General features: G+C 71.1%; 25 protein-coding genes and 1 tRNA gene. 14 read left to right on the plus strand and 12 right to left on the minus strand.

The features are described from left to right. Positions 1–3: 3 nt before the first annotated feature. The gene (locus tag ACFWSK_RS02735) at positions 4–1,344 is read left to right on the plus strand and encodes an MDR family MFS transporter (protein ID WP_383781008.1); all 1,341 of its coding nucleotides are present in this window, start codon (positions 4–6) and stop codon (positions 1,342–1,344) included. A gap of 114 nt (positions 1,345–1,458) precedes the next feature. On the opposite strand, the gene ACFWSK_RS02740 is transcribed toward ACFWSK_RS02735, so the two are convergent. Then, positions 1,459–1,608, minus strand: a complete 150-nt coding sequence (locus ACFWSK_RS02740; protein ID WP_383781010.1) for a hypothetical protein — start codon at positions 1,606–1,608, stop codon at positions 1,459–1,461. A 180-nt stretch (positions 1,609–1,788) separates the two neighbouring features. Then, complete coding sequence (gene phoU, locus ACFWSK_RS02745) at positions 1,789–2,472, minus strand: phosphate signaling complex protein PhoU (RefSeq protein ID WP_383781012.1); 684 nt, start codon at positions 2,470–2,472, stop codon at positions 1,789–1,791. Between the two features lie 201 nt (positions 2,473–2,673). Between phoU and ACFWSK_RS02750 the strand changes: the two genes are divergently transcribed. Both ACFWSK_RS02750 and ACFWSK_RS02755 read left to right on the plus strand, forming a co-directional pair. Next, the gene (locus ACFWSK_RS02750) at positions 2,674–3,936 is read left to right on the plus strand and encodes a sensor histidine kinase (protein ID WP_382737265.1); all 1,263 of its coding nucleotides are present in this window, start codon (positions 2,674–2,676) and stop codon (positions 3,934–3,936) included. Continuing rightward, positions 3,933–4,613 (plus strand): response regulator transcription factor, encoded by a 681-nt coding sequence (locus ACFWSK_RS02755; RefSeq protein WP_173314495.1) that lies wholly within the window; start codon positions 3,933–3,935, stop codon positions 4,611–4,613. Before ACFWSK_RS02750 ends, ACFWSK_RS02755 begins: the two co-directional genes overlap by 4 nt. A gap of 79 nt (positions 4,614–4,692) precedes the next feature. Here ACFWSK_RS02755 and ACFWSK_RS02760 read toward each other — a convergent pair whose 3' ends face one another. Further along, positions 4,693–5,367 (minus strand): DUF461 domain-containing protein, encoded by a 675-nt coding sequence (locus ACFWSK_RS02760; protein ID WP_383781014.1) that lies wholly within the window; start codon positions 5,365–5,367, stop codon positions 4,693–4,695. 590 nt (positions 5,368–5,957) lie between these two features. Between ACFWSK_RS02760 and ACFWSK_RS02765 the strand changes: the two genes are divergently transcribed. The 6 genes from ACFWSK_RS02765 (at position 5,958) to ACFWSK_RS02790 (ending at position 12,774) form a co-directional block, all read left to right on the plus strand. Further along, positions 5,958–6,440, plus strand: a complete 483-nt coding sequence (locus ACFWSK_RS02765; RefSeq protein WP_006380568.1) for a CarD family transcriptional regulator — start codon at positions 5,958–5,960, stop codon at positions 6,438–6,440. Between the two features lie 285 nt (positions 6,441–6,725). Further along, entirely contained in the window at positions 6,726–7,490 is a 765-nt protein-coding gene (gene ispD, locus ACFWSK_RS02770) for a 2-C-methyl-D-erythritol 4-phosphate cytidylyltransferase (protein WP_383781017.1), read from the plus strand. Beyond that, a complete protein-coding gene (gene ispF / locus ACFWSK_RS02775; RefSeq protein WP_383781020.1) occupies positions 7,480–8,001 on the plus strand; it encodes a 2-C-methyl-D-erythritol 2,4-cyclodiphosphate synthase in 522 nt (173 codons plus the stop codon). The genes ispD and ispF overlap by 11 nt, the downstream gene beginning before the upstream one ends. A gap of 274 nt (positions 8,002–8,275) precedes the next feature. Then, positions 8,276–9,676, plus strand: a complete 1,401-nt coding sequence (gene cysS / locus ACFWSK_RS02780) for a cysteine--tRNA ligase (protein ID WP_383781023.1) — start codon at positions 8,276–8,278, stop codon at positions 9,674–9,676. A gap of 106 nt (positions 9,677–9,782) precedes the next feature. After that, positions 9,783–10,739, plus strand: a complete 957-nt coding sequence (gene rlmB / locus ACFWSK_RS02785) for a 23S rRNA (guanosine(2251)-2'-O)-methyltransferase RlmB (RefSeq protein ID WP_383781025.1) — start codon at positions 9,783–9,785, stop codon at positions 10,737–10,739. 436 nt (positions 10,740–11,175) lie between these two features. After that, positions 11,176–12,774 carry a DoxX family membrane protein gene (locus tag ACFWSK_RS02790; RefSeq protein ID WP_383781028.1) on the plus strand — a complete coding sequence of 533 codons (1,599 nt, stop codon included), beginning with the start codon at positions 11,176–11,178 and terminating at the stop codon, positions 12,772–12,774. Positions 12,775–12,870: 96 nt separating this feature from the next. On the opposite strand, the gene ACFWSK_RS02795 is transcribed toward ACFWSK_RS02790, so the two are convergent. From ACFWSK_RS02795 to ACFWSK_RS02805, 3 genes are all read right to left on the minus strand, one after another. Further along, positions 12,871–13,590 (minus strand): NDP-sugar synthase, encoded by a 720-nt coding sequence (locus ACFWSK_RS02795; RefSeq protein ID WP_383781030.1) that lies wholly within the window; start codon positions 13,588–13,590, stop codon positions 12,871–12,873. 35 nt (positions 13,591–13,625) lie between these two features. After that, entirely contained in the window at positions 13,626–14,042 is a 417-nt protein-coding gene (locus ACFWSK_RS02800; protein WP_383781033.1) for a hypothetical protein, read from the minus strand. 246 nt (positions 14,043–14,288) lie between these two features. Next, positions 14,289–15,425 (minus strand): ABC transporter ATP-binding protein, encoded by a 1,137-nt coding sequence (locus ACFWSK_RS02805; RefSeq protein WP_383781036.1) that lies wholly within the window; start codon positions 15,423–15,425, stop codon positions 14,289–14,291. 179 nt (positions 15,426–15,604) lie between these two features. Here ACFWSK_RS02805 and ACFWSK_RS02810 point away from each other — a divergent pair. Both ACFWSK_RS02810 and ACFWSK_RS02815 read left to right on the plus strand, forming a co-directional pair. Beyond that, positions 15,605–15,678, plus strand: a tRNA-Thr gene (locus tag ACFWSK_RS02810). A gap of 70 nt (positions 15,679–15,748) precedes the next feature. After that, entirely contained in the window at positions 15,749–16,306 is a 558-nt protein-coding gene (locus ACFWSK_RS02815) for a DUF1990 family protein (RefSeq protein ID WP_383781038.1), read from the plus strand. 2 nt (positions 16,307–16,308) lie between these two features. On the opposite strand, the gene ACFWSK_RS02820 is transcribed toward ACFWSK_RS02815, so the two are convergent. Both ACFWSK_RS02820 and ACFWSK_RS02825 read right to left on the minus strand, forming a co-directional pair. Continuing rightward, complete coding sequence (locus ACFWSK_RS02820; protein ID WP_383781041.1) at positions 16,309–17,709, minus strand: NAD(P)/FAD-dependent oxidoreductase; 1,401 nt, start codon at positions 17,707–17,709, stop codon at positions 16,309–16,311. A gap of 31 nt (positions 17,710–17,740) precedes the next feature. Continuing rightward, the gene (locus tag ACFWSK_RS02825) at positions 17,741–18,409 is read right to left on the minus strand and encodes a rhomboid-like protein (RefSeq protein WP_383781044.1); all 669 of its coding nucleotides are present in this window, start codon (positions 18,407–18,409) and stop codon (positions 17,741–17,743) included. 24 nt (positions 18,410–18,433) lie between these two features. Here ACFWSK_RS02825 and ACFWSK_RS02830 point away from each other — a divergent pair, with 24 nt between their 5' ends. Together ACFWSK_RS02830 and ACFWSK_RS02835 are read left to right on the plus strand one after the other, a co-directional pair. Then, a complete protein-coding gene (locus ACFWSK_RS02830) occupies positions 18,434–19,354 on the plus strand; it encodes an aminoglycoside phosphotransferase family protein (RefSeq protein WP_383781887.1) in 921 nt (306 codons plus the stop codon). A gap of 54 nt (positions 19,355–19,408) precedes the next feature. Then, positions 19,409–19,885 carry a GNAT family N-acetyltransferase gene (locus ACFWSK_RS02835; RefSeq protein WP_383781047.1) on the plus strand — a complete coding sequence of 159 codons (477 nt, stop codon included), beginning with the start codon at positions 19,409–19,411 and terminating at the stop codon, positions 19,883–19,885. Positions 19,886–19,904: 19 nt separating this feature from the next. Here the strand turns inward: ACFWSK_RS02835 and ACFWSK_RS02840 are convergent, their stop codons facing one another. Beyond that, a complete protein-coding gene (locus ACFWSK_RS02840) occupies positions 19,905–20,906 on the minus strand; it encodes a zinc-binding dehydrogenase (protein ID WP_383781049.1) in 1,002 nt (333 codons plus the stop codon). Between the two features lie 70 nt (positions 20,907–20,976). Then, entirely contained in the window at positions 20,977–22,170 is a 1,194-nt protein-coding gene (locus ACFWSK_RS02845) for an NAD(P)-binding protein (RefSeq protein WP_383781051.1), read from the minus strand. A gap of 119 nt (positions 22,171–22,289) precedes the next feature. Here ACFWSK_RS02845 and ACFWSK_RS02850 point away from each other — a divergent pair, with 119 nt between their 5' ends. Next, on the plus strand, positions 22,290–22,997 hold the full coding sequence (locus tag ACFWSK_RS02850; protein WP_383781054.1) for a pentapeptide repeat-containing protein: 708 nt from the start codon (positions 22,290–22,292) through the stop codon (positions 22,995–22,997). 45 nt (positions 22,998–23,042) lie between these two features. Here ACFWSK_RS02850 and ACFWSK_RS02855 read toward each other — a convergent pair whose 3' ends face one another. Next, the gene (locus ACFWSK_RS02855) at positions 23,043–23,540 is read right to left on the minus strand and encodes a hypothetical protein (RefSeq protein ID WP_383781057.1); all 498 of its coding nucleotides are present in this window, start codon (positions 23,538–23,540) and stop codon (positions 23,043–23,045) included. A gap of 66 nt (positions 23,541–23,606) precedes the next feature. Then, positions 23,607–24,245, minus strand: coding sequence for a response regulator (locus tag ACFWSK_RS02860; RefSeq protein WP_383781889.1), 639 nt, complete (start codon positions 24,243–24,245; stop codon positions 23,607–23,609). Positions 24,246–24,252 lie beyond the last annotated feature (7 nt).

Raw genomic sequence — 24,252 nt, forward strand, 5'->3', positions numbered from 1 at the left:
CGCATGTCTGTCGACGGTCTCAGAAGGGCCGCACGCGAGACGGTCGCCGGTCTCCCCAGGGAGTTCTGGTGGCTGTGGACGAGCACCCTCATCAACCGCCTCGGGGCGTTCGTCGCGACCTTCATGGCGCTCTATCTGACCCTGGACCGCGGGTACTCCGCCTCCTACGCCGGTCTCGTCGCCGCCCTCCACGGGCTGGGCGGTGTCATTTCCTCCCTCGGCGCCGGGGTGATGACGGACCGGCTGGGGCGCCGGCCCACCATGCTGATCGCGCAGGTGTCGACCGCGCTGTCCGTGGCGCTGCTCGGCTTCATGGTCCACCCGTTGGCCATCGCCGGGGTGGCGTTCCTCGTCGGCATGGCGAGCAACGCCTCGCGGCCCGCCGTGCAGGCGATGATGGCCGACATCGTCCCGGCGAAGGACCGGGTGCGGGCGTTCTCCCTGAACTACTGGGCCATCAACCTCGGCTTCGCGATCTCGTCCGCCGGGGCCGGGTTCATCGCCGAGTACAGCTACCTCGCCGGGTTCATGGGGGAGGCCGCGATGACCCTGGTCTGCGCCGTCCTCGTCTTCATCAAGGTCCCGGAGTCCCGGCCGGAGAGGGCGCCCGTCGCACCCGGCGCCAAGGCCCCCGCCCAGGACGACGTCCGGCTCTCCACCGTGCTGCGTGACGGCCGGTTCATGAGCGTCGTCGGGCTGTCGTTCGTGATCGCCCTGATCTTCCAGCAGGGGTACGTCGGCCTGCCGGTCGCCATGGGTACGGACGGGTTCTCCGCCTCGGACTTCGGTACGGCGATCGCCGTCAACGGCGTGCTGATCGTGGCGCTCCAGATCCCGGTCACGCGCTTCATCCAGTACCGCGACCCGCGCAAGCTGCTCGTCATCTCGTCGCTGCTCGCGGGGTACGGGTTCGGGCTGACCGCGTTCGCCGGTTCGATCGCCGTGTACGCGCTGACGGTCTGCGTGTGGACCCTCGCCGAGATCATCAACGCGCCGACCCAGACGGGCCTGGTCGTCCAGTTGTCACCGGCGCAGGGGCGCGGGCGCTATCAGGGCATGTACACGATGTCCTGGTCGGCGGCGGCCCTGGTCGCCCCGCTGATGTCCGGCTTCGTGATCGACCGGTACGGCGCCGAGTGGCTCTGGGGTGCCTGCGCCGTACTGGGCACGGTCGCGGCAGCGGGCTACTGGCTGCTGACGCGGAACCTGCCGCAGGAGTACGTGGCGGGGGAGGCGACGGTCGTGGAGAGCGGGGCTCCCACGGCGGCCGCGGCGGTGCAGGTGGAGAAGACGGAGAAGGCGGAGAAGGTGGAGAGCGCGGGGGCCGGGCAGCCCGTCGGCTGACCGCCGCACCGCCCGCGCACGGAGACCTCCACAGCACGGCACAGCACAACACCGCACAGCACCGCACCGCCCCGCGACGAAGACTTCCGTCGCGGGGCGCACCACACCTGACCGTCAGCCGGAGCAGCCACCGCACTGGCACGGGCCGCCCGACTGGCAGCCGCACCCGCAGCCCGAACCGCAGCCGCAGGCGGCGAGCACGGACAGGTGCACCACTTCGGTCGGTGCCTCCAGCTGGGGTTCGTTGACGGGGGAATCGGCCATGCTTCCTCCTCGGTCGTACGCGCTCACGAGGGCGTACGGACATGGTGTGCCGCCCCCATCCCATTGGATGCCCACTCCTGCGGGCGCATCAACGGCGCACACATGGAGAACACGCGTGCGACCCGCGCACCCGCCAGAGTGCACGGGGAGCGCACGCCGCGTGTGTGCCGAGCGCGGAAGCTACGCGCTCTCCACCGGGTTCGGGGTCGCCGCCTGGAGGTCGTCGGCGTGCTCACCGGTCACGAGGTAGACGACCCGCTTGGCCACCGACACCGCGTGGTCGGCGAAACGCTCGTAGTAACGGCCGAGCAGCGTCACGTCGACGGCGGTCTCGATGCCGTGCTTCCAGCGGTCGTCCATCAGGTGCTGGAACAGCGTGCGGTGAAGCAGGTCCATCTCGTCGTCGTCCTGCTCCAGCTGGAGCGCCAGGTCGACGTCCTTCGTGATGATGACCTCGGCGGCCTTCGCCATCAGGCGCTGCGCCAGCTGCCCCATCTCCAGGATGGTCGCGTGCAGGTCGTGCGGTACCGCCGACTGCGGGAAGCGCAGCCGGGCCAGCTTCGCGACGTGCTGGGCCAGGTCGCCCGAGCGCTCCAGGTCGGCGCTCATCCGCAGCGAGGTGACGACGATCCGGAGATCGGTCGCCACGGGCTGCTGGCGGGCGAGGAGCGCGATGGCACGTGCCTCCAGGTCGTGCTGGAGGTCGTCGACCTTCTGGTCCGCGGCGATGACACTCTCCGCGAGCTTCAGGTCCGCGTCGAGCATGGACGTGGTGGCCCGCCCGATCGCGGAGCCGACGAGCCGGGCCATCTCGACCAGGCCCTCGCCGATCGAGTCGAGTTCCTCGTGGTAAGCGTCGCGCATGGAAGTCCCTCTCCAGTTTCCTTACTGAGGCCGGGGTCTCTTGGACCGACCCCCACGCTCCCACGGTGCGGGTGGAACGCGTCGGGTTCCGACCGCAGAAGTGAACCGATACTTGCTCCTCGGTGAACTCTGGGCGACGAGTGTTCGAGATGGCACTCGGATGGCTGGGAGAGAGTTGTCGAGCACGCATAACCTTGAAGCATGGACGTGAACGCGGCGGTCGCCGCAGCTGCAGCGATCGCCGGGTTGTTGACCGGTGTGATCGCCATGCTGGCGTTCCGCTGGAGCGAGCGCGAACAGAACAGACCCACGCGTACGTCCCTGCGGCCCGACGGCAACGCAGCACTGCCCCCCGGAGTGGACACCGTCCTCTCCGTACTCAGCTCATCCGCCGTCGTCCTCGACGAGAGCGACAGCGTCGTCAAGGCCAGCTCCGCCGCATACGCGCTGGGCCTGGTCCGCGGCGGCCGGCTCTCCGTCGACGCCATGCTCCACATGGCCAGGGACACCCGCAGGGACGGTGAGATACGTCAGGTCGAACTGGACCTCCCACGGCGCGGTACGGGCCGTGGCGAGGCGCTCGCCGTCTCCGCCCGGGTCGCCCCCCTGGGCTCACGCCTGGTGCTGCTGCTGGTCGAGGACCTCACCGAAGCCCGCCGGATAGAGGCGGTACGACGCGACTTCGTCGCCAACGTCAGCCATGAACTCAAGACCCCCACCGGCGCGCTCTCCCTGCTCTCCGAGGCTGTCATGGACGCCTCGGACGATCCGGAGGCGGTGGAGCGGTTCGCCGGACGGATGCAGATCGAGGCGACCCGGCTCACCAACCTCGTACAGGAACTGATCGACCTCTCCCGGGTGCAGAACGACGACCCGCTGGAGGACGCCGAGCCCGTCCGGGTGGACGAACTGGTCGCCGAGGCCATCGACCGCTGCCGGCAGCAGGCCGGCTCCAAGCAGATCACCATGGCCTCGGGCGGCACCGCGGACCTCTTCATCTGGGGAAACCGCGGCCAGCTCGCCGCGGCACTCGGCAATCTCGTCGAGAACGCCGTCAACTACAGCCCCGCCCGCACGCGCGTCGGGATCGCCGCCCGCCGCATCGTGGCACCCGGCGGGGATCTGATCGAGATAGCCGTGACCGACCAGGGCATCGGCATCTCCGAGAAGGACCGCGAACGGGTCTTCGAGCGGTTCTACCGCGTCGATCCCGCCCGGTCGCGGGCCACCGGTGGCACCGGTCTCGGCCTCGCCATCGTCAAGCACGTGGCCGCCTCGCACGGCGGGGAGGTCACGGTCTGGAGCTCCGAGGGTCAGGGCTCCACCTTCACCCTGCGACTGCCCGAATCGGGTGTCGTACGGGAACACACCACCGGCGGACCGCTTATCGTCAACGGCGACGACGAGGCACCGTTCGAGACCGACACCTTTGAACCATTCCCTGCCCCGGAGGCTCTTCCGTGACCCGAGTGCTTGTCGTCGAGGATGAGGAATCCTTCAGCGACGCCCTGTCCTACATGCTTCGCAAGGAAGGCTTCGAGGTCGCCATCGCGGCGACCGGCCCCGATGGACTCGACGAGTTCGAGCGCAACGGCGCCGACCTCGTTCTGCTGGACCTGATGCTGCCGGGCCTGCCCGGCACCGAGGTCTGCCGCCAGCTGCGCGTCCGGTCCAACGTCCCGGTGATCATGGTGACCGCCAAGGACAGCGAGATCGACAAGGTCGTCGGGCTGGAAATAGGAGCCGACGACTACGTGACCAAGCCCTTCTCCTCGCGGGAACTGGTCGCCCGCATCCGCGCGGTCCTGCGCCGCCGCGGCGAGCCGGAGGAGGTCGCCCCGGCCGCCCTGGAGGCGGGCCCGGTGCGGATGGACGTGGACCGTCACGTGGTCACCGTCTCCGGCGGCAAGGTCGACCTGCCGCTGAAGGAGTTCGACCTGCTGGAGATGCTGCTGCGCAACGCGGGCCGCGTGCTGACCCGGATGCAGCTGATCGACCGTGTCTGGGGCGCGGACTACGTCGGCGACACCAAGACCCTCGACGTCCACGTCAAGCGGCTCCGCGCCAAGATCGAGCCGGACCCGGGGGCGCCGCGCTACCTGGTGACGGTCCGTGGTCTGGGCTACAAGTTCGAGCCGTAAACCGGCAGCTGAACGGACCACATGCGAAAGGGGCGCCTCCCGGCCGGGGGGCGCCCCTCTCGCGTGTACGTACGTGGGGTCAGTGACCCGTCGCCGAGGTCTCCGAGGCGGACGCCGCGGCGTCCGGGCTCGCCGAGCCGGTCACCGGCTCCGTCGGCGTGCCGGACGGGGCGCCCGGCGTCCCGGAGGCGGCACCCGAGGGCGTCGTCCGGGTGGGCGTGGGCTTCGCCTGCGCGGGCAGCGAGTTCGGGCCGAAGCCCTTGAAGAAGCTCGTCGCCGGGACGACGGAGGCACCGAGCTCGACGTCGCCGGTCTCGCTGAACTTGAAGACGACCGTCTGGACGTCACCGTTGCGAGCGGCCTCGTGGCCCTTCTCGATCACGGCGGCCGCGTTGCCCTTTCCGCCGAGCATGACCGAGCCGCCGGCCGGTACGACGACCGGGCCCTCGCCCTTGGCGGCGTGCAGCTTCACCGGGGTGTCGCTGCCCGGCAGCGTGATGGCCTCCAGGACCTCGCGCTTGGTGCCGTTGTTGAACAGCAGGGCGGAGACGACGGCCGGACCCTCGGCGCCGTGCTCGGGCTGAGTGATGACGTTCGCGTTCTGGATCTTGATGTTGTCGACGGCAGTGGCTGCGTTGTCCGGCCTGACCTGGAGCGTCTGTGCGTCGTTGCCCGCGCTGCACGCGGACATCGAGGCGATCGAGAACACGATGGCAGTGGCGGCGAGGGCGCCGTGTCGAAGGCTGCGGCTCACGGCGGCGGCAACTCCTTGAACGATCGGACTGCGGACTTCGGACTCTGCGGACGCGAGGCGAGCGGCGTAAAGCCGCCCTAAGTGTGTGTCAGCGCGCTCAGGTTACCGAGCCGCGCCACCCGTCCCGCACCCGACCCGCCTCCTACGGCATCCGGGGTGTGACCAGCGGGCGGCGCCCGCGCCGATTCACGCTCCGTTCGCATAACCCCGGTGATCAATTTCCGGGCGTGGCGTATTCCGCGCACATAATCCACACCCGTGCCGACCGTTGATCAATTTCAATGACCATCGACCACTTACGTCCGTACGGGTGATCGATCTCCGAACGGCACACGGAAAGTTCATCATCTGGAACCAGGCAAAACGGGACGTTCGACACCTTCGTAGCAGGTTCCGGCAGATGTGACACCCGCGTTTCACGTCGACCGCACAGCCGCTCCGACCTGCGAATACCGCGTTCCAGAAGCCTTCCGCAGCACGTTCCTGTTGCTGTTGTCAAGCCCCGAGATATGCCCTGACCTGCGAAAACGCCATTCAGGAGAAGCTGTTCTCGTGTTACTCTGGATAGCCACGGAAGGGGTACCTGTCACATGACGTTCAAGGTTGGCGACACCGTGGTCTATCCCCATCACGGGGCCGCGCTGATCGAGGCTATTGAGACTCGCCAGATCAAAGGCGTGGACAAGACCTACTTGGTGCTCAAGGTCGCCCAGGGTGACCTGACGGTTCGTGTCCCGGCGGACAACGCGGAGTTCGTCGGAGTGCGCGACGTGGTCGGGCAAGAGGGACTGGACCGGGTCTTCGAGGTGCTGCGCGCACCGTACGCCGAAGAGCCGACGAACTGGTCCCGGCGTTACAAGGCAAATCTCGAGAAGCTCGCCTCCGGCGATGTCATCAAGGTCGCGGAAGTGGTTCGCGACCTGTGGCGTCGTGAGCGCGAGCGCGGTCTCTCCGCAGGTGAAAAGCGCATGCTCGCCAAGGCCCGCCAGATTCTGGTGAGTGAGCTCGCACTCGCGGAGAACACGAACGAGGACAAGGCCGAGGCTCTGCTCGACGAGGTCCTCGCGTCCTGAAACGGATCGCACCGGTCGTATGAATGTGCCGCGGTGCCCGCTGACCAGCCGTATTTACGCTGTGTCGCCGGGCGCTGCGGCATGTTCGGCTCCAAAACCGGTGCCTTTTCAGCCGTTCTTCACCAGCTCAATTCAGCCATGCGCGCGCATTGAGCGGCCGGTGAGGCTCGTTCGACCAGGTGTCACGGAAGGGTCCTGGTCAAGTCAAGCGTCCCGCCCGGCTCGCTGGGGCCATACCCATGTCGGCCGTGGAAACAAACCTGCCGAAGCTTCGGAGTGCAACCGATGTCACCGATGTCACCGACGCCTGACGAATCGCGCCCTCCCCGCACCGCCGCGGTGATCCCCGCAGCCGGCCGGGGCGTGCGTCTCGGGCCGGGCGCGCCCAAGGCGCTCCGGGCCCTCAGCGGGACCCCGATGCTGATCCACGCGGTCCGGGCCATGGCGGCGTCCCGCGCCGTGAGCCTGGTCGTCGTCGTCGCTCCGCCGGACGGCGCGCCCGAGGTGAAGAACCTCCTCGACGAACACGCGCTGCCCGAGCGCACCGACTATCTGGTCGTGCCCGGCGGCAAGACCCGCCAGGAGTCGGTGAAGCTCGGCCTCGACGTGCTGCCCGCCGACATCTCCGTCGTCCTCGTCCACGACGCGGCCCGCCCGCTCGTGCCGGTGGACACGGTGGACGCCGTGGTCGAGGCCGTACGCGACGGGGCGCCCGCCGTCGTACCCGCCCTGCCGCTCGCCGACACCGTCAAGGAAGTCGAGCCGGGCCCCCGGGGCGAGCCGGAGCCGGTGCTCGCCACTCCCGTACGCGACAGGCTGCGCGCCGTGCAGACACCGCAGGGCTTCGACCGCGACACGCTGGTCCGCGCCCACACGACCGCGGCCGTCGACGGCGAGGGCGCCACCGACGACGCGGGCATGGTGGAACGGCTCGGAGCTCCGGTCGTCGTCGTACCCGGGCACGAAGAGGCGTTCAAGGTGACCCGGCCGCTCGACCTGCTGCTGGCCGAAGCGGTTCTCGCACGCCGGAGGGCGAACGATGCTTTCTGACCGGCAGCCGGCTCCCGTGATCCCCCTGGTCGGGATCGGGACCGACATCCACGCGTTCGAAGAGGGCCGTGAGCTGTGGTGCGCGGGGCTGCTGTGGGAGGGCGAGGGCCCGGGGCTGGCCGGCCACTCCGACGCGGACGTGGTCGCGCACGCCGCCTGCAACGCACTGTTCTCGGCCGCCGGTCTCGGTGACCTCGGCCGGCACTTCGGCACGGGGCGCCCCGAATGGTCGGGAGCCTCGGGCGTCACGCTGCTCACCGAGGCGGCGCGGATCGTGCGGTCCTCGGGGTACGAGATCGGCAACGTTGCCGTGCAGGTCGTCGGCGTACGGCCGAAGATCGGCAAGCGCCGCGAGGAGGCCCAGAAGGTCCTGGCCGCCGCGGTCGGCGCGCCGGTCTCCCTCTCCGCCGCCACGTCCGACGGCCTCGGCTTCACGGGCCGCGGCGAGGGAATCGCGGGCATCGCGACGGCGCTGGTGTACCGAGCGGTCGCGCCGGGCTCGTCCACCTGACCGGTGGGTGGTGGGGTGGGGCCCCTCCGGAGTGTCTCCCCAGGACGGGCGCGGCACCCGGTACGTAAGCGACCCGGGCCGCACGCCCGCCCCTGCGGGGGCCCTCCGTGCACGAAGGGCCCCGGAGCGCCCCGGACCGGCCACCGGGAGGACCGGGGCGCCACCACAGCCCGTCCGGTGCCCGAGGACGGAACCGGCGCCCAGGGACCGGGGTGTCACACGCAACCCTCCGCGAGGGGCCCGGGCACTGGTGCGGGCCCACTACCCTTGAGGGGTGACTATTCGCCTGCACGACACCAGCGCCCGGAAGATCCGTGATTTCGTTCCGCTCACAGCGGGCTGTGTCTCGATCTACCTCTGTGGCGCGACTGTCCAGGCCGCCCCTCACATCGGGCACATCCGGTCGGGCCTGAACTTCGACATCATGCGCCGCTGGTTCGAGTACCGCGGCTACGACGTCACGTTCATCCGGAACGTCACCGACATCGACGACAAGATCATCAACAAGTCGGCCGAACACGGCCGCCCCTGGTGGTCGATCGGGTACGAGAACGAGCGCGAGTTCAACAACGGCTACGACGCGCTCGGCTGCCTCCCGCCCACCTACGAACCGCGCGCCACCGGCCACATCACCGAGATGGTCGAGATGATGCGCGGTCTCATCGAGCGCGGTCACGCGTACGAGTCCGACGGCAACGTCTACTTCGACGTGCGGTCGTTCCCCGGCTATCTGGAGCTCTCCAACCAGGAGCTGGACGATCTGCGCCAGCCGTCAGGCGACGGCGAGACCGGCAAGCGGGACCAGCGCGACTTCGCCATGTGGAAGTCCGCGAAGCCCGGCGAGCCCAGCTGGGAGACGCCCTGGGGCCGCGGCCGCCCCGGCTGGCACCTGGAGTGCTCCGCCATGGCGCACAAGTACCTCGGCACCGCCTTCGACATCCACGGCGGCGGTATCGACCTGATCTTCCCGCACCACGAGAACGAGATCGCGCAGGCCAAGGCGTACGGCGACGCGTTCGCGAGCTACTGGGTGCACAACGGCTGGGTCACCATGGCCGGCGAGAAGATGTCGAAGTCGCTGGGCAACTCCGTGCTGGTCAGCGAGATGGTCAAGGCGTGGCGCCCCATCGTGCTGCGTTACTACCTCGGCACCCCGCACTACCGGTCGATGATCGAGTACAGCGAGGAGGCACTGCGCGAGGCGGAGTCCGCGTTCGCGCGGATCGAGGGCTTCGTGCAGCGCGTCACCGAGAAGGCGGGGGAGACCGTCGAGCCCGCCGCCGAGGTGCCGCCCGCGTTCGCCGAGGCGATGGACGACGACCTGGGGGTCCCGCAGGCGCTCGCGATCGTCCACACCACGGTCCGCCAGGGCAACTCCGCCCTCGCCGCCGACGACAAGGAAGCCGCTGTCGCCCGCCTCGCCGAGGTACGCGCCATGCTCGCCGTCCTCGGCCTCGACCCGCTCGACCCGCACTGGGCGGGCGAGAGCGACCGCGGCGAGGACCTGCACGGTGTCGTCGACACGCTCGTACGGCTCGTTCTTGATCAGCGCCAGTCGGCACGCGACCGCAAGGACTGGGCCGCCGCCGACGCGATCCGCGACCAGCTCAACCAGTCCGGTCTCGTCATCGAGGACAGCCCCAGCGGTCCCCGATGGACCCTCGGGCCGCGCTAGCAAGCTTCTCCGCACCGGTCTGACCGGCGCAAATGTGCCGCCCGGGGTTCCGGGCGGCACACTTTCACTTGAAGACATATTTCTGAAGCAACGAAACAGGTAGGTCATGGCCGGGAACAGCCAGCGCAGGAACCGCCGCACGTCCAACAAGAAGGGCATGCAGGTCGGCAGCGGTGGTCAGCGACGCCGTGGTCTCGAAGGCAAGGGACCGACGCCGCCCGCCGAAGCCCGTAAGAAGCACAAGAAGAACCGCATCGCGACCGCCAAGGCCAAGCAGGCCGCCGTCCGCCGCCCGGCTCCCCGCCGCGGCGGGGCCAAGGGCACGTCCGAGATGGTCGTCGGCCGCAACCCCGTCTTCGAGGCGCTGCGCGACGGTGTCCCCGCGACCACGCTCTACGTCCAGCAGTACATCGACAACGACGAGCGGGTGCGTGAGGCGCTCCAGCTCGCCGGCGCGCGCGGCAACATCCACCTGATGGAGGCCCCGCGCCCCGAGCTCGACCGGATGACGAACGGCCTGAACCACCAGGGCCTCGTCCTCCAGGTCCCGCCGTACGAGTACGCGCACCCGGAGGACCTGACCGCCGCCGCGTACGACAACGGCGAGGACCCGCTGATCGTCGCCCTCGACGGTGTCACCGACCCGCGCAACCTCGGTGCGATCGTCCGTTCCGTGTCCGCGTTCGGCGGTCACGGCGTGGTCGTGCCGGAGCGCCGCGCGGCCGGGATGACGGCCGGTGCCTGGAAGTCCTCCGCCGGTACGGCGGCCCGTACCCCGGTCTCCCGTGTCACCAACCTGACGCGGGCCCTGGAGGGCTACCAGAAGGCCGGGATCACGGTCGTCGGCCTGGCGGCCGACGGCGAGCACACGGTCGAGGACCTGGAGGCCCTGGCGGGTCCGGTCGTCATCGTGATCGGCAGCGAGGGCAAGGGCCTGGGCCGGCTGGTCGGCGAGACCTGTGACTACCGGGTGCGGATCTCGATGCCGGGCGGCGCCGAGTCGCTGAACGCCGGTGTCGCGGCGGGCATCGTGCTGTACGAGGTGGCGCGCCGCCGGGCATAACCGGTCGGTACGGACAACGGGCCTGCCCGGTGATGTGCCACCGGACAGGCCCTGAGTGGTGACGCGGCGGGGCCGTGCTCAGAGCAGCCCGCGCAGGCGGGCCCGGCGTCGCGCCGAACGTTTGGCGCGGGTCAGCCGAGTGCGGTGCCGATGGTCGGTGACGCCTCTGCTCCGAGGGTTACGCACCAGGTGGCGAGCGCGGCGTTCACCTTTCGACCCCGAACTCGCCATTGCCTGGCCCGAAGACGTACGCCCCGCCCTGTCCGACAAGGACGCCGGTGCACCGGCCCTCGCCGAAGCCGCAGCCGCCGGACAGCTACCGGACTACGCCACCTGCCTCGCGTACGCGGATACCCATACCGCTACAGACTGTTGACGGGTCTCGGACACTTCGGCCGTGTCAAGGCAGTGTCCTAAACACACATCACTCGGTTAGATGAGTGTGGACACCAGAACGCCTCGGTTCGACGAACAACCCGCCCTGAGCATGACCAAGGTGGACTGCGACCCCGCGCAGGTCATCGTCAACCACGCCAGCTTCCGGGTGCAGCTCGCCCCGGGCCAGCGTGCACGGCTGCTCGGTGGCGCCGCCGACACGGCCCGGATTCCCGCCATGAGCGGTGCCGCGGGCCGTCGCAGGAGGGCGCCCGTCGTCTGGAGCGGCAGGTCCGAGCCGGGTGATCCCGGAGCCGGCGGACTCCTCCAGGCCGTACGGAACTCCACCGCGGGCCGGCTGGAGGGAGGGCTCGGCGCAGAGCTCTCCGGCGGTCACGCGGCGGGCGCCACCCAGGTCATCCCGCGCATCGAAGAGACCCAGCCCAATCGTCTGCTGACCGCCCCCCACCAGCCCGAACGGGGTCGTGTCGGGCCCTTGTTGCCTCCGATGCGGCAGGCGGTCGGTGCGTTCGACCCGGTCGACACCGGTGCGGACGACGGGTACGACGACGAGGACGAGGACGACACCAGGGCCGCCCAGGAGCGGCGCCACGGCAACGACCCCGTCAGGCACGCCTATTACCCGGGCCGCCGGATGAACCTCGGGGTCGTCCTGCTCCCGATGCGCGTCTTCCTCGGCTTCATCACGATCTACGCGGGCATGGGCAAGCTCTCCGACCCCGTCTACTTCGACGGCGGCGACCGGGGCTCCATGGTCAAGTGGCTGACCTCGCTGCACCCTTGGGCACTCGCCGAGCCGCTCCGCGACTTCGCCCTCTCCCACCCCGTCGGTGCCGGACTCACCGTTGCCTTCCTCCAGGTCGTCGTCGGTGTCCTGACCGTCTTCGGCCTCTGGCAGCGTGTCGCCGCCTCGGTCGGGGCGCTGCTCTCCGCGGCTCTCCTGGTGACGGTCAGCTGGCGGTCCGTCGCCGTCTACGACGCGCCCGACATCATCTACCTGGCCGCCTGGAGCCCGCTGATCATCGCGGGCGCTCCCGTCTACTCGGTCGACGGACGTCTCGCCGGGGAGGCGTGGCGCAAGCTCGGCCCGCGGTCCTCGATCTGGGACCTGCGCGGTCGTGTGCTGCGTCGCGGTACGGTCGTCGCCACCGTCGTCGTCGGCCTGACCCTGCTGGTCGGCTCCCTGCTGGGCGGCGCGGTCCGCTCCAGCGAGGTCGTGACCGTACCGGGCCCGCACGACTACCCGACGAACCAGCTGCCCGGCTCCCCGCTTCCCCGGGAGTCCACCGGCAAGCGTCAGGCGTCGCGTACCCCGGACGAGCGGCGGCCCGCGCCGTCCAGTTCCAGCGCCTCCACCGCACCTTCGGTGGAGCGGACCACTCCCGGCGCGGCCACGGTCCCTGAGTCGGAACCGGCCGCCGGTACCAGGCAGCCCAGCCAGACGCAGGGGACCACCCAGCAGGAGGCGCCCCCGCAGCAGACGACCCCGCAGGAGCAGCCCCCGACGACCAGTGCCGGGCCCACCTCCTCCGGTTCCGCCGGCGCCGGGGACTCGACGGGCGGCACGGACGGCGGCGGCACCAGCGGCGGCACCGGTGGCGGCGGTGGCCGCAACCCGATCGGCGGCCTGCTCGGCTGAGACGGGCGGGCCAGGGACGGACACGCGGGAGGGGCGGTCACCGGACATCCGGTGACCGCCCCTCCCGCGTGAGCGCGTACGTACCCGTGGAGACCGCTACCTGCCCGTGTGCGCCCCGAGTTCCCTGGCCGCCTCGGTGAGGTCCTTCGCGGTGTCGATCGCCCGCCAGTAGGCCCCGTGCGGCAGGGGGTACCCGGCGAGGCGGCGCTCGCGGGCCAGTCCGGGGAACGTCGTCCGCTCGTGGTCGCCCCGCTCGGGCAGCAGCGTGGTGAACGTCGGCGAGAAGACGTACACGCCGGCGTTGATCAGATACGGCGAGGGCGGCGACTCGATGAAGTCGGTGATGTGCCCGAACGCGTCCGTCTCCACGGCGCCCCACGGAATCCGGGGGCGGGCGAGGGCCAGGGTGGCGGTGGCATCGCGTTCGGCGTGGAAGGCGGCCATCTCGCGCAGCGAGAAGCGCGTCCAGATGTCGCCGTTGGAGGCGTACCAGGGCTGGTCCGGATCGGGCAGCCGGGCGGCGGCGTACTTGAGGCCGCCGCCGCGTCCCAGCGGCTCGGTCTCGACGACCGTCGTCACGTTGAGCGGGAGATCGGCCGAGGCCAGCCAGTCCTGGAGCACCTCGGCGAGATGGCCGCACGAGACCACGGCGTCCGTGACGCCCTCGGCGGCCAGCCAGGAAAGCTGATGGCCGATGATCGGGGTCCCGGTTCCGGGGATCTCGACCATCGGCTTGGGGCGGTCATCGGTGTACGGGCGCAGTCGCGTGCCCTGGCCACCTGCCAGGATCACGGCCTGTGTCGGATACGTATGCATGCGAGGCACGATATGCCGTGCCATCGCGTCGGCGGTCAGCTGAACCGGGCGACGCCCGAGGCGAACGAGGTGTCGCAGACCGGGCGGGAGAAGCGGTGGGCGCGCGTCGGGCCGTACTGCTCGACCGCGGCCTTGCCCAGCGCCCTGGCGATGGACATGCAGTGGCGGGCGAGCGAGGGGCGGGCCTCGACGGCGCGCTGGAGGCCCGTCAACGCGACGGCCGGGTCCTTCTCCTGGAGCTCCACGAGCAGCTTGTCGCGCAGAATGTCCTGCGGAGTGCGTGCCTTGGCGGGTTGCTTGGACAGGGTCTCCGAAGCCGCGGTCAGCAGCTGGGACTCGGGGTTGGCTGCCGCCCACGGCACGCGGGTCACCGCGAGGGTGCCGGAGAGGACCATGACGACAGGCAGGACGAGAGCGAGAGTTCGGCCGATGCGGCGCGCGGTGTGGGTCACGCAGGCGAGCGTAGCGGTCAGTGATGATTTGGCGACATTTCGTCACCCTTGCGGGGGATGGTTCGAGGAGTCTTTTCGAATCCCCGGTTGACGAACGTGGGCGAAATGCCTGGTGTGCCGGGGTATTTGTGGACGGCCGAGATCGAAACCCCAAACATCGCGCGCCACGCAAACGGCCCCCGCACCCGGGCGATGCGGGGTGCGGGGGCCGTACGTGGTGCGACGGCGTCAGCCGGTGCGGCGGGGTCAGTCGGTGAGGCGCTCACCGGTCGAGGTCGCGAAGACGTGCAGCTCGTCCGGGCGCGGCACGACGTGCAGCTCGGTGCCCTTCTCCGGGACGGCGCGGCCACCGACACGGACGACCAGGTCCTTGTCCTCGCCGCCGACGCGGGAGGAACCGTAGACGAAGCCGTCGGCGCCGAGCTCCTCGACGACGTTGACCGAGACGGCGAGGCCGGCCGGGGCGTCGGAGGAGTCCTTGGTGAGGGTCTGCGCGGCGGCGCCACCGTGCTCGACGATGTCGAAGTGCTCGGGGCGGATGCCGACCGTGACGGTCGTGTCGCCGCGGTCCGCGGCGGCGGTGAGCGCCTCGCGGGAGACCGGGACGACGCTGTTGCCGAACTTCACGCCACCGTCGGTGATCGGGACCTCGATCAGGTTCATCGCGGGCGAGCCGATGAAGCCGGCGACGAAGAGGTTCGCCGGGCGGTCGTACATGTTGCGCGGCGAGTCGACCTGCTGGAGCAGACCGTCCTTGAGGACCGCGACCCGGTCGCCCATGGTGAGGGCCTCGACCTGGTCGTGGGTGACGTACACCGTGGTGATGCCGAGGCGGCGCTGGAGGGAGGCGATCTGCGTACGGGTCGAGACACGGAGCTTGGCGTCGAGGTTCGACAGCGGCTCGTCCATCAGGAAGACCTGCGGCTCACGCACGATCGCGCGGCCCATCGCCACACGCTGGCGCTGACCACCGGAGAGCGCCTTCGGCTTGCGGTCCAGGTACTCGGTGAGGTCGAGCATCTTGGCGGCCTCTTCGACCTTCGCCCGGATCTCGGTCTTGTTCACACCGGCGATCTTGAGCGCGAAGCCCATGTTGTCCGCGACGGACATGTGCGGGTAGAGCGCGTAGTTCTGGAACACCATGGCGATGTCCCGGTCCTTCGGCGGCAGGTGCGTGACGTCGCGGTCACCGATGCGGATCGCGCCGCCGTTGACGTCCTCAAGACCCGCGAGCATGCGCAGGGAGGTCGACTTGCCACAACCGGAGGGACCGACGAGGACGAGGAACTCGCCGTCCTCGATGTCGATTTCGAGCTGGTCCACCGCGGGCTTGGTGGAGCCGGGGTAGACGCGGGACGCCTTGTCGAACGTGACAGAAGCCATGGCGATACTTCTCCTCTACCGGCAGGAACGTGCCGGACGATCCGAGTATGGGAGTGGTCTGGTCCACCGGAGTGAACCTTCCGCGACGCTACCTGGCCATTTCGAATCTGTCAGTAGTCCAGAACACTCGAATATCTCGTCCGGTCCGGGCCGGGACGTTGGTTACACTGCTCCGGAATGCCTCCTTAGCTCAGCTGGCCAGAGCAACGCACTTGTAATGCGTAGGTCGTCGGTTCGAATCCGACAGGGGGCTCTTGAAGGGCCCAGGCCGGACACTGTCCGCCCTGGGCCCTTGGTGATTCCGCACTCTGACAGGAGCCCCCATGCCCTCGGACACCCCGGCCGGTGCCCTGACCTACGCTCCGGCCGGAGCGACGTGTCCGGGTGAGGCGCGGTGGGTGACGGGGGCCGCCGGCTACCGGCGTTACGAGGGGTCCGTGGTCATCGGGCACGGGGACAGTGACTGGCGGGCGGCGTCCGAGGCCGTGCTGCGCTGGGGGGTCAAGCGGCGCAGCGGTTTCGGTGTCACGCCGCTGGGGGCCGCCGGTGAGCGGGTCTCCGAGGGGGACGAGTACCGCATCACGGCGGCCTGGGGGCCGCTGGCCGTGCACGAACCGGTGCTCGTCGTCGCCGTCGTCGACACGCCCGACCGGTGTGGTTTCGCGTACGGCACGCTGCCGGGCCACCCGGTCTCCGGCGAGGAGGCGTTCGTCGTGAGCCGGGCCCCGGACGGCCGGGTCACGCTGACCCTGCGGTCATTGACGAGCCGGGCGCCCGGGGGTGTGTGGCGGCACCTGTTTCCGCTGCTGCTGGTGGCGCAGCGGGTGTACCGGGGCCGCTACCGGCGCGCGCTCCGGGGCGGCGGTGCGCGCCGGCGCTGACCTCAGTGCCTGCCCGCGATCCGGTCCGCCGCCTTCGCCAGTGGGTCGGTGCCGAGGCGGGGAGAGGTGGCTTCGCGGCGGTCCGCCGTGCGGTAGGCCGCGTACATGCCGTGGACGCCCAGCCAGCGGAAGGGTTCCGGTTCCCAGCGGCGGACCTTGTGGTTGACCCAGGGCAGGGCCGTCAGGTCGGTGGGCCCCGCCTGGCCGGAGTCCTGCTGGATCAGGTCGCGCAGGGTGCGGGCCGCGAGGTTGGTGGTGGCTACGCCGGAGCCGACGTAGCCGCCCGCCCAGCCGAGACCGGTGGAGCGGTCCAGGGTGACCGTGGCGCACCAGTCGCGGGGGACGGCGAGGACGCCGGACCAGGCGTGGTCGATGCGGGCGCCCGCGGTGGTGGGGAAGAAGCGGACGAGCAGGTCGCGCAGTGCCTCGATCGTGGCGGGCTGGGTGCGGCCGTCGTTGTCGGTGGCGGAGCCGAAGCGGTACGGGAACCCGCGGCCGCCCAGGGCGATGCGGTCGTCGGCGGTGCGCTGGGCGTACATGTAGGCGTGGGCCATGTCGCCGAGGGTCTCGCGGCCTTCCCAGCCGATGGTGTCCCACACCGACGCGGGGAGCGGTTCGGTGGCGATCATGGAGGAGTTCATCGGGAGCCAGGTGAGCTTCTGGCCCTTGAGGCTTGCGGTGAAGCCCTCGGTGCAGCGCAGGATGTAGGGGGCGCGGACCGTGCCGTACGGGGTGATGGCGTGCTTGGGCTTGATCTCGGTGACGGGCGTCGATTCGTGGATCGTGACGCCGAGGGCCTCCACGGTGTCGGCGAGACCCTTGACCAGTTTGGCCGGGTGCAGGCGGGCGCCGTGGGGGGACCAGGTGGAGCCGACGGCTCCGGTGATCCGGATGCGCTCGGCGGTTTCGCGGGCGCCGCGCAGGACGCGGTCCGTCTCGCCGAAGGCGATCTCGACCGAGTGGAAGGCCTTGAGCCGGGCGAGCTGGGCGGGTGTGTACGCGACTTCGAGGACGCCGCCCCGGTGGATGTCGGCGTCGATGTCCTCCTCGGCGGCGACCCGGACGACTTCGTCGACGGTGTCGTTCATCGCATGCTGGAGGCGGACGGCGGCGTCGTGGCCGTGGAGTTTCGCGTAGCGGCCGCGGCCGGCGATGCCGTTGTAGAGCCAGCCGCCGTTGCGCCCGGAGGCGCCGTAACCGCAGAACTTGGCTTCCAGGACAGTGATGTTGAGGAAGGGGACGGCCTTCTTGAGGTAGTACGCCGTCCAGAGTCCGGTGTATCCGCCGCCGACGATGCAGATGTCGGCGCTCGCGTCGCCGGGCAGCGGTTCGCGCGGGGCGGGCGTGCCCTCCTGCGCGTACCAGAACGATATGCCGCCGTTGACGGTACTGACGGTGCTCATGTTTCCCCTGCTTGTCCGGTGTTCGGCCGAGCTACTGTGCCGGGACGTTACTGCGCGGAGCCCGTCCAGTCTTGCGCCGGGGGAGACCTCGCACCAGCGGGTAGCAGGCGAAGCCGGTGAGTACGGCGGTGAAGTGGCCCAGTTCGGCGAAGGTACGGCCGCTGACCAGCGGCACGCCGTGGGCGACGAGCACGGCGAAGGCGTACAGGGCGCGCCAGAGGTGGGGGATGCGGTAGGTGAGGACGGCGGCGACCCCGGCGAGCGCGTAACCGGGCCCGGTGTCGAGGGTGAGTGCCGCGTACCGCGGGGCGTGGCCGTGGTGGACGGCCCAGGTCAGGGCGGCGGCGGTGACGAAGGGGGCGAGGAACTGGGCCGCGGCGGCGACGGCCAGCCAGCGCGGGGTGCCGAGCCAGTGTTCGGCGGTGGCGTGGAAGACGGTGAACAGGACCGCGTACAGGAGCCAGTGACCGCCGCTGATCCACAGGGCGCCGGAGACGAGGACGCGCAGCGGGTCCCGGGTGAGTTCGTGGACGTCGGCCGAGCGCTGTACCAGGAACTCCCGCTCGAAGTCCGGGGCCAGCCGGTGCAGGACGACCGTGGTGACGAGGAGGAGCGTCAGCCAGGCGTACGTACCGGGAGCGCCGGTGATCCAGTGGCGGATCGCGGTGAGGGCGCGCGCGGCCGGACGTTTTCGGGGCATGGACGATTGACGCACGGTCCTACGATCGAGGGTGTGACCGACATTCCGGATGCGCTGATCGCCACCCTGTCCGCATACGGCGGTGCGCCCGGGCGGACGTTCGCCGCAGCGCTGCCCGGGCTCGCCGGGCGGTTCCTCGACACCTGGGGGCTGCGGCGGGACGGCGACGCCATGTACGGCATGTGCGCGCTGGTGCTGCCGGTGGTGCGGGAGGCGGACGGGCGGCGGGCCGCGCTGAAACTCCAGGCGCCGGACGAGGAGACGGCCGGGGAGCCGGTGGCGCTGCGGGTGTGGGGTGCGGCGGGGGCCGGGGCCGTGGGGCTGCTGGACCACGACGCGGAGACCGGCACCATGCTGCTCGAACGGCTTGACGAGCGGCGGCCGTTGTCGGCGGTGACCGACGAGCGGGAGGCGGTGCGAATCCTCGCGGGGCTGCTGGCCCGGCTGACGGCCGTCCCGGCTCCTGCGGGGATGCGCCGGCTGGGCGACGCGGCGGCCCGGATGCTCGACGAGGCACCCGGGGCGCTGTCGGCACTGGCGGACGAGGGGGAGCGGCGGCTGCTGGAGGACTGCGCGGCGGCGGTACGGGAGGTGGCGGGCGAACCGGGGGACCGGCTGCTGCACTGGGACCTGCACTTCGACAACGTCCTGGCGGGGCGCGCCGAGGAGGGCCGGGCGGGGGAGTGGACCGCCCTGGACCCCAAGCCGCTGGCCGGGGACCCGGGGTTCGACCTCCTTCCCGCGCTGGTCAACCGGTTCGACGCCGGGGAGGTGCGGTGGCGCTTCGACGTGCTGACGGAGGCGCTGGGCATGGACCGCGACCGGGCGCGGGCCTGGACGCTGGGGCGCATCCTGCAGAACGCCCTGTGGGGGGTGCGTGAGGGCGAGTCGCGGATGGCGCCCGAGCAGGTCGCGACCGGGCGGCGGCTGCTGGAGCGCGCGTAGTCGGCCCGGGTAATCCGCAGGAGTGTTCGGGGGTCGAGTGTTTACGCTGCCCCCATGATTCGTACCGCTACTCCCGCCGATGTCCCCGCCATCCACGCCATGGTCCGTGAGCTGGCCGAATACGAGAAGGCCCTCGACGAGGCCAACGCCACCGAGGAGCAGCTGCGCGACGCGCTGTTCGGTGAGCGGCCCGCCGCGTACGCCCACATCGCCGTGTCCGACGAGGACGGTGAGGTCGTCGGCTTCGCGCTCTGGTTCCTCAACTTCTCGACCTGGCGCGGGGTGCACGGCATCTATCTGGAGGACCTCTACGTACGCCCGGAGCGTCGGGGTGGCGGCCACGGGAAGGCGCTGCTCACGGAGTTGGCGCGGATCTGCACGGAGCGGGGCTACGGGCGCCTGGAGTGGTCGGTCCTGAACTGGAACGCACCGTCCATCGCCTTCTACGAGTCCCTGGGCGCCCGGCCGCAGGACGAGTGGACGGTGTACCGGCTGACGGACGGTGCGCTGGCGGAGCTCGGCGGGAAGTGACGCGCGCGGCGACCCGGTCCTACGGGACGAGGACGACCTTGCCCGTCGTGCCGCGGTTCTCCAGCGCGCGGTGGGCGGCAGCGGCCTCCGCGAGCGGGTAGCGCTGGACCGCGGGGCGGAGCCGGCCCGATGCCGCTTCCGCCAGGGCCCGGTCCTCCAGGGCGCGCAGGCCGCCCGCCTTCTGCACCATGACGGGGCCGAGCACGCCCTCGGACGTGATGCCTCGTTCGGCGAGCTCCTCGGGGGTGAAGGTGAGGGCCTGGCCGTCGCGGATGCCTTCGCTCGACCAGCCGAAGACGATATGCTGTCCGCCCTCGGCGAGGAGGCCGACGGCTGCGCGGGCGGTCGCTCCGCCCACGGAGTCGTAGACGACCGTGGCGCCGCGGCCCAGCTCGCCAAGGTGCTCGCGGACCTGGTGCGGCCAGTCGGGGAGGGTGTAGTCGACCGCGAGATCCGCGCCGTTCGCCCGGACGGCGGCGACCTTGGCGGGGCCGCCCGCCAGGCCGATGACGGTGGCCCCGGCGTTCTTGGCGTACTGCACGAGCAGGGTGCCGATGCCGCCGGCGGCGGCCGGGACGATCGCCACGGAGCCGGGGCCCAGTTCGGTGAACTGGACGATGCCCATCGCGGTGCGGCCGGTGCCGATCATGGCGACCGCTTCGGCCTCGCCGAGCCCGGCCGGGATCTCGTGGAGCTTGTCGGCGTCGACGACGGTCAGTTCTGCGTAGCCGCCCGGCGCCATGCCGATGTGGGCGACGACGCGCTTGCCGAGCCAGCCGGGATCGGTCCCCTCGCCGAGGGCCTCGACGGTTCCGGCCACTTCGCGGCCCGGGATCGTGGGCAGCTCGGAGGGCACCGGGTACGGGCCGGTCATGCCCTCGCGCAGGGCGGTGTCGAGGAGGTGCACGCCCGCCGCGGCGACCGCGATCCGGACCTGGCCGGGGGCGGGGACGGGGTCCTCCGTCCGCTCGTACGTGAGGTTCTCGGCCGGGCCGAAGGCGTGGAGGCGGATGGCGTGCATGAGGGCTCCCCTGGGTGGTGTCGACGGCCGGACCCGTCTGCTTCTCGGCTGCTGCGCCCAGCCTCCGACCTCAAGCGCGCTTGAGGTCAAGTCCCCGTCCCGAACGCCGCTCCACCCCCTTCAGGGCGAGCACCGCCGCCTCGATCCCACTGTTGAACGACACCTCGCTGAGCAGCCCGGGTGCGGCGACCTGGTCGCCCGCCAGGAAGATCCCGTCGCCGCGGTCGATGGCCGGCCGGTCCCGCCACGTCGTGCCGGGCAGGTCGACCGCACCCGTCCGGCCGGTGGCCAGCGCCTCGCGCCGCCAGGTGGTCCGCTCGCGCCAGCCGGGGAAGCCCAGGTCGAGGAGGTGCTCGGCGCGGGCGATGCCCTCCGCCCTGGGGGTGCCGGGCGCGATCGGGATCTGGCCCTGGATCAGCTGTTCGCCGGCCGGGGCGAGGCCGGGGTCCTGGGCGGTGAAGCGCTCGATCCAGCCGGGTGCGTCGAGGTCGGACACCACGAACGCGTCGCCCCGCCGGGTCCGCAGCGCCAGGTCGATCAGGACCGTCCGGCCGCTCTCCCAGGCCAGCGTGGGGTCGCCGAGCAGGGTGCGGGCGCCGTCGAGGGAGGTCGCGACGATCACCGGGCCGCCCTGGGCCAGGGCGGCGAGCGCGGTGGCGTCGATGCGCTCGGTGGTCTCGATCCGTACGCCCAGGTTCCAGGCGTGGGCGGCCATCCGGTCGATGACCTGCGCCCAGCCGCCGACCGGGTAGCGCGCCTCGGGTGGCAGCGCGGTGGCCCGGCGCAGCCGCTCCTGGACGAACGCGGCGGACAGCGAACCGGGATCGTGGTGGAAGAGGGCCACTCCCATGTAGTGCGCGGCGGCGCGGGCACCCTCGTCGCCGACCTGGTCCGTGGCCCAGCCGAGGAAGTCGCGGCCGACGGGGGCCTCCCGGGGGCTGCGGCGGCTCAGCCTCAGCATCGCCAGGGGCGGGGTCCTGCGGCTGACGCCGTTGCGGCGGTAGCGGAAGCGGGTGCCTTCGAGCAGCGGTACGGAGGCGATCGGGCCGAGGAGGCCGCGCTGCTTGAGCCAGGTCCAGTGGGGGCCGCGACAGTACAGGGCGTGCGGGCCCTCGTTGGTGAGGTAGGGGCCTTCGGCGGTCCTGGCCCGCCCGCCGAGGGTGTGGTGGGCCTCGTGCAGGGTGACGAGGGCGCCTGACTCCGCGGCGGTGACGGCCGCGGTGAGACCGGCGAAACCTCCGCCGACGATGTGGATGCGCTGCATGGCCGGAGCTCCTTGACCGTGGGGCGACTGGGGTGGTTCTGCGCAGGGGACGGTCCGCGGGCCCGGTTTCGTGACATCCGCGCCGGGGCGTTGTCAGTGGTGTACGTCACGATGGGGGCATGGCAGGAACCACCAGCAGGGGCAGCAGGGGCGGCAGGGGCACGGGCAGGAAGGACACCGTCGCGGCGGCGCGGCGGGCGGAGGTCCGGTTGCCGCCGCTCGTGGCGTACGACGGGGAGGAGCTGGAGCCCGACGGGGACTACGACAGCGTGCGCTTCGAGGGGGTGGACCTGGCCGACCACTCGGGCCCGGGCGCCCGCTTCATGGACTGCGCGCTGGACGGCTGCGCCCTGGACCGTACGGAGCTGACGAGAGCCCGGTTCATCGACTCGGTCCTGACGGGCGTACGGGGCGTGGGCACCGACCTCGCGGGGGCGTCGCTGCGCGATGTCGAGATCGTGGACGCGCGCCTGGGCGGGGTGCAGTTGCACGGCGCCGTGCTGGAGCGGGTGCTGGTGCGCGGCGGGAAGATCGACTACCTGAATCTGCGGAAGGCACGGCTCAAGGACGTGGTCTTCGAGGGCTGTGTGCTGTCCGAGCCGGACTTCGGGGGCGCCCACCTGGTGCGGGTGGAGTTCCGGGACTGCGTGCTGAAGCGGGCCGACTTCAGCGCCGTACGGATGGAGTCGGTGGACCTGCGGACGGTCGCGGAGCTGGATATCGCGCGGGGTGTGGAGCAGTTGGCGGGGGCGGTGATCAGCCCGTCGCAGCTGATGGAGCTGGCCCCGGCGTTCGCGGCCCAGATCGGGGTGCGGGTGGAGGCGTGACGGGGGGCCGCCGAGCGGGGGCCGGGCCGGGGACCGGGCCGCGCGTCACAGGCGGGGGAAGCGCGACTGGAGGCCCCAGACGATGGGGTTGTCGGCGAGACCTTCGTGCATGTCGGCCAGGTCGGCGATCAGGTCGTGCAGGAAGTCGCGGGCCTCGCGGCGCAGGAGCGAGTGGCTGAAGGTCAGCGGGGGCTCGTCACCGGGCATCCAGTCGGCCTCGACGTCGACCCAGCCGAAGCGGCGCTCGAACATCATCCGGTCCGAGGACTCGGTGAAGTCCAGCTCGGCGTACTGCCGGCGGTGCGAGCGGTTGCCCCGGGGGTCCTGGTCGATCTGCTCGACGATGTCGCACAGCGCCCACGCGAAGTCGAGCACCGGCACCCATCCCCAGGCTGTGGACACCTCGCGGTCCGCCTTGGTGTCCGCGAGGTAGACATCCCCGGAGAACAGGTCGTGCCGCAGTGCGCGGACGTCCGCGCGGCGGTAGTCGGTCTGCGGAGGATCGGGGAAGCGCCGGGAGAGGGAGTAGCCGATGTCGAGCACATGACGATGGTGTCATGCCCGGCGTCATGGCCCCGGCCACGATCCCCGGGGCCCGGTTTCCGGGCACTACGACAGCAGCCGCTGTTCCTTCGCCACGGAGACCGCGCCCGCCCGGGTGTCGACGCCGAGTTTGTCGTAGATGCGGCCCAGGTGGGTCTTGACCGTCGCCTCGCTGATGAACAGCGCGCGGGCGATGTCGCGGTTGCCGAGCCCCTGCGAGAGCTGGCCCAGGATGTCGAGTTCCCGCTCGGTGAGGGTCGGCAGCGGCTTCCGCATCCGGGCCATGACCCGGCTGGCGACCGGCGGGGAGAGCGTGGTGCGGCCCTGCGCCGCCGCACGGATCGCCGCGAACAGCTCCTCCGGGCGTTCGGCCTTGAGCAGGTAGCCGGTGGCACCCGCCTCGATCGCGCGGGTGATGTCGGCGTCCGTGTCGTACGTGGTGAGGACCAGGACGTGGACGCCGCCGGTGGCCGCGATGCGGCGGGTGGCCTCGACGCCGTCGATCCCCTCGCCCAGTTGCAGGTCCATCAGCACGACGTCCGGGGTGAGTCGGGCGGCCAGCGCGACGGCCTCCTCGCCGCTCCCCGCCTCGCCGACGACCTCGATGTCCGGTTCGCTGCCGAGCAGGGCGAGCAGCCCCGCCCGTACGACGGCGTGGTCGTCGCAGAGCAGGATGCGTACGGTTCCCGGGGCGTTCGCGGTCATGTGCGAG

Origin of the sequence: Streptomyces sp. NPDC058620 (genome assembly GCF_042717135.1) — a bacterium.
GTDB lineage: Bacteria > Actinomycetota > Actinomycetes > Streptomycetales > Streptomycetaceae > Streptomyces.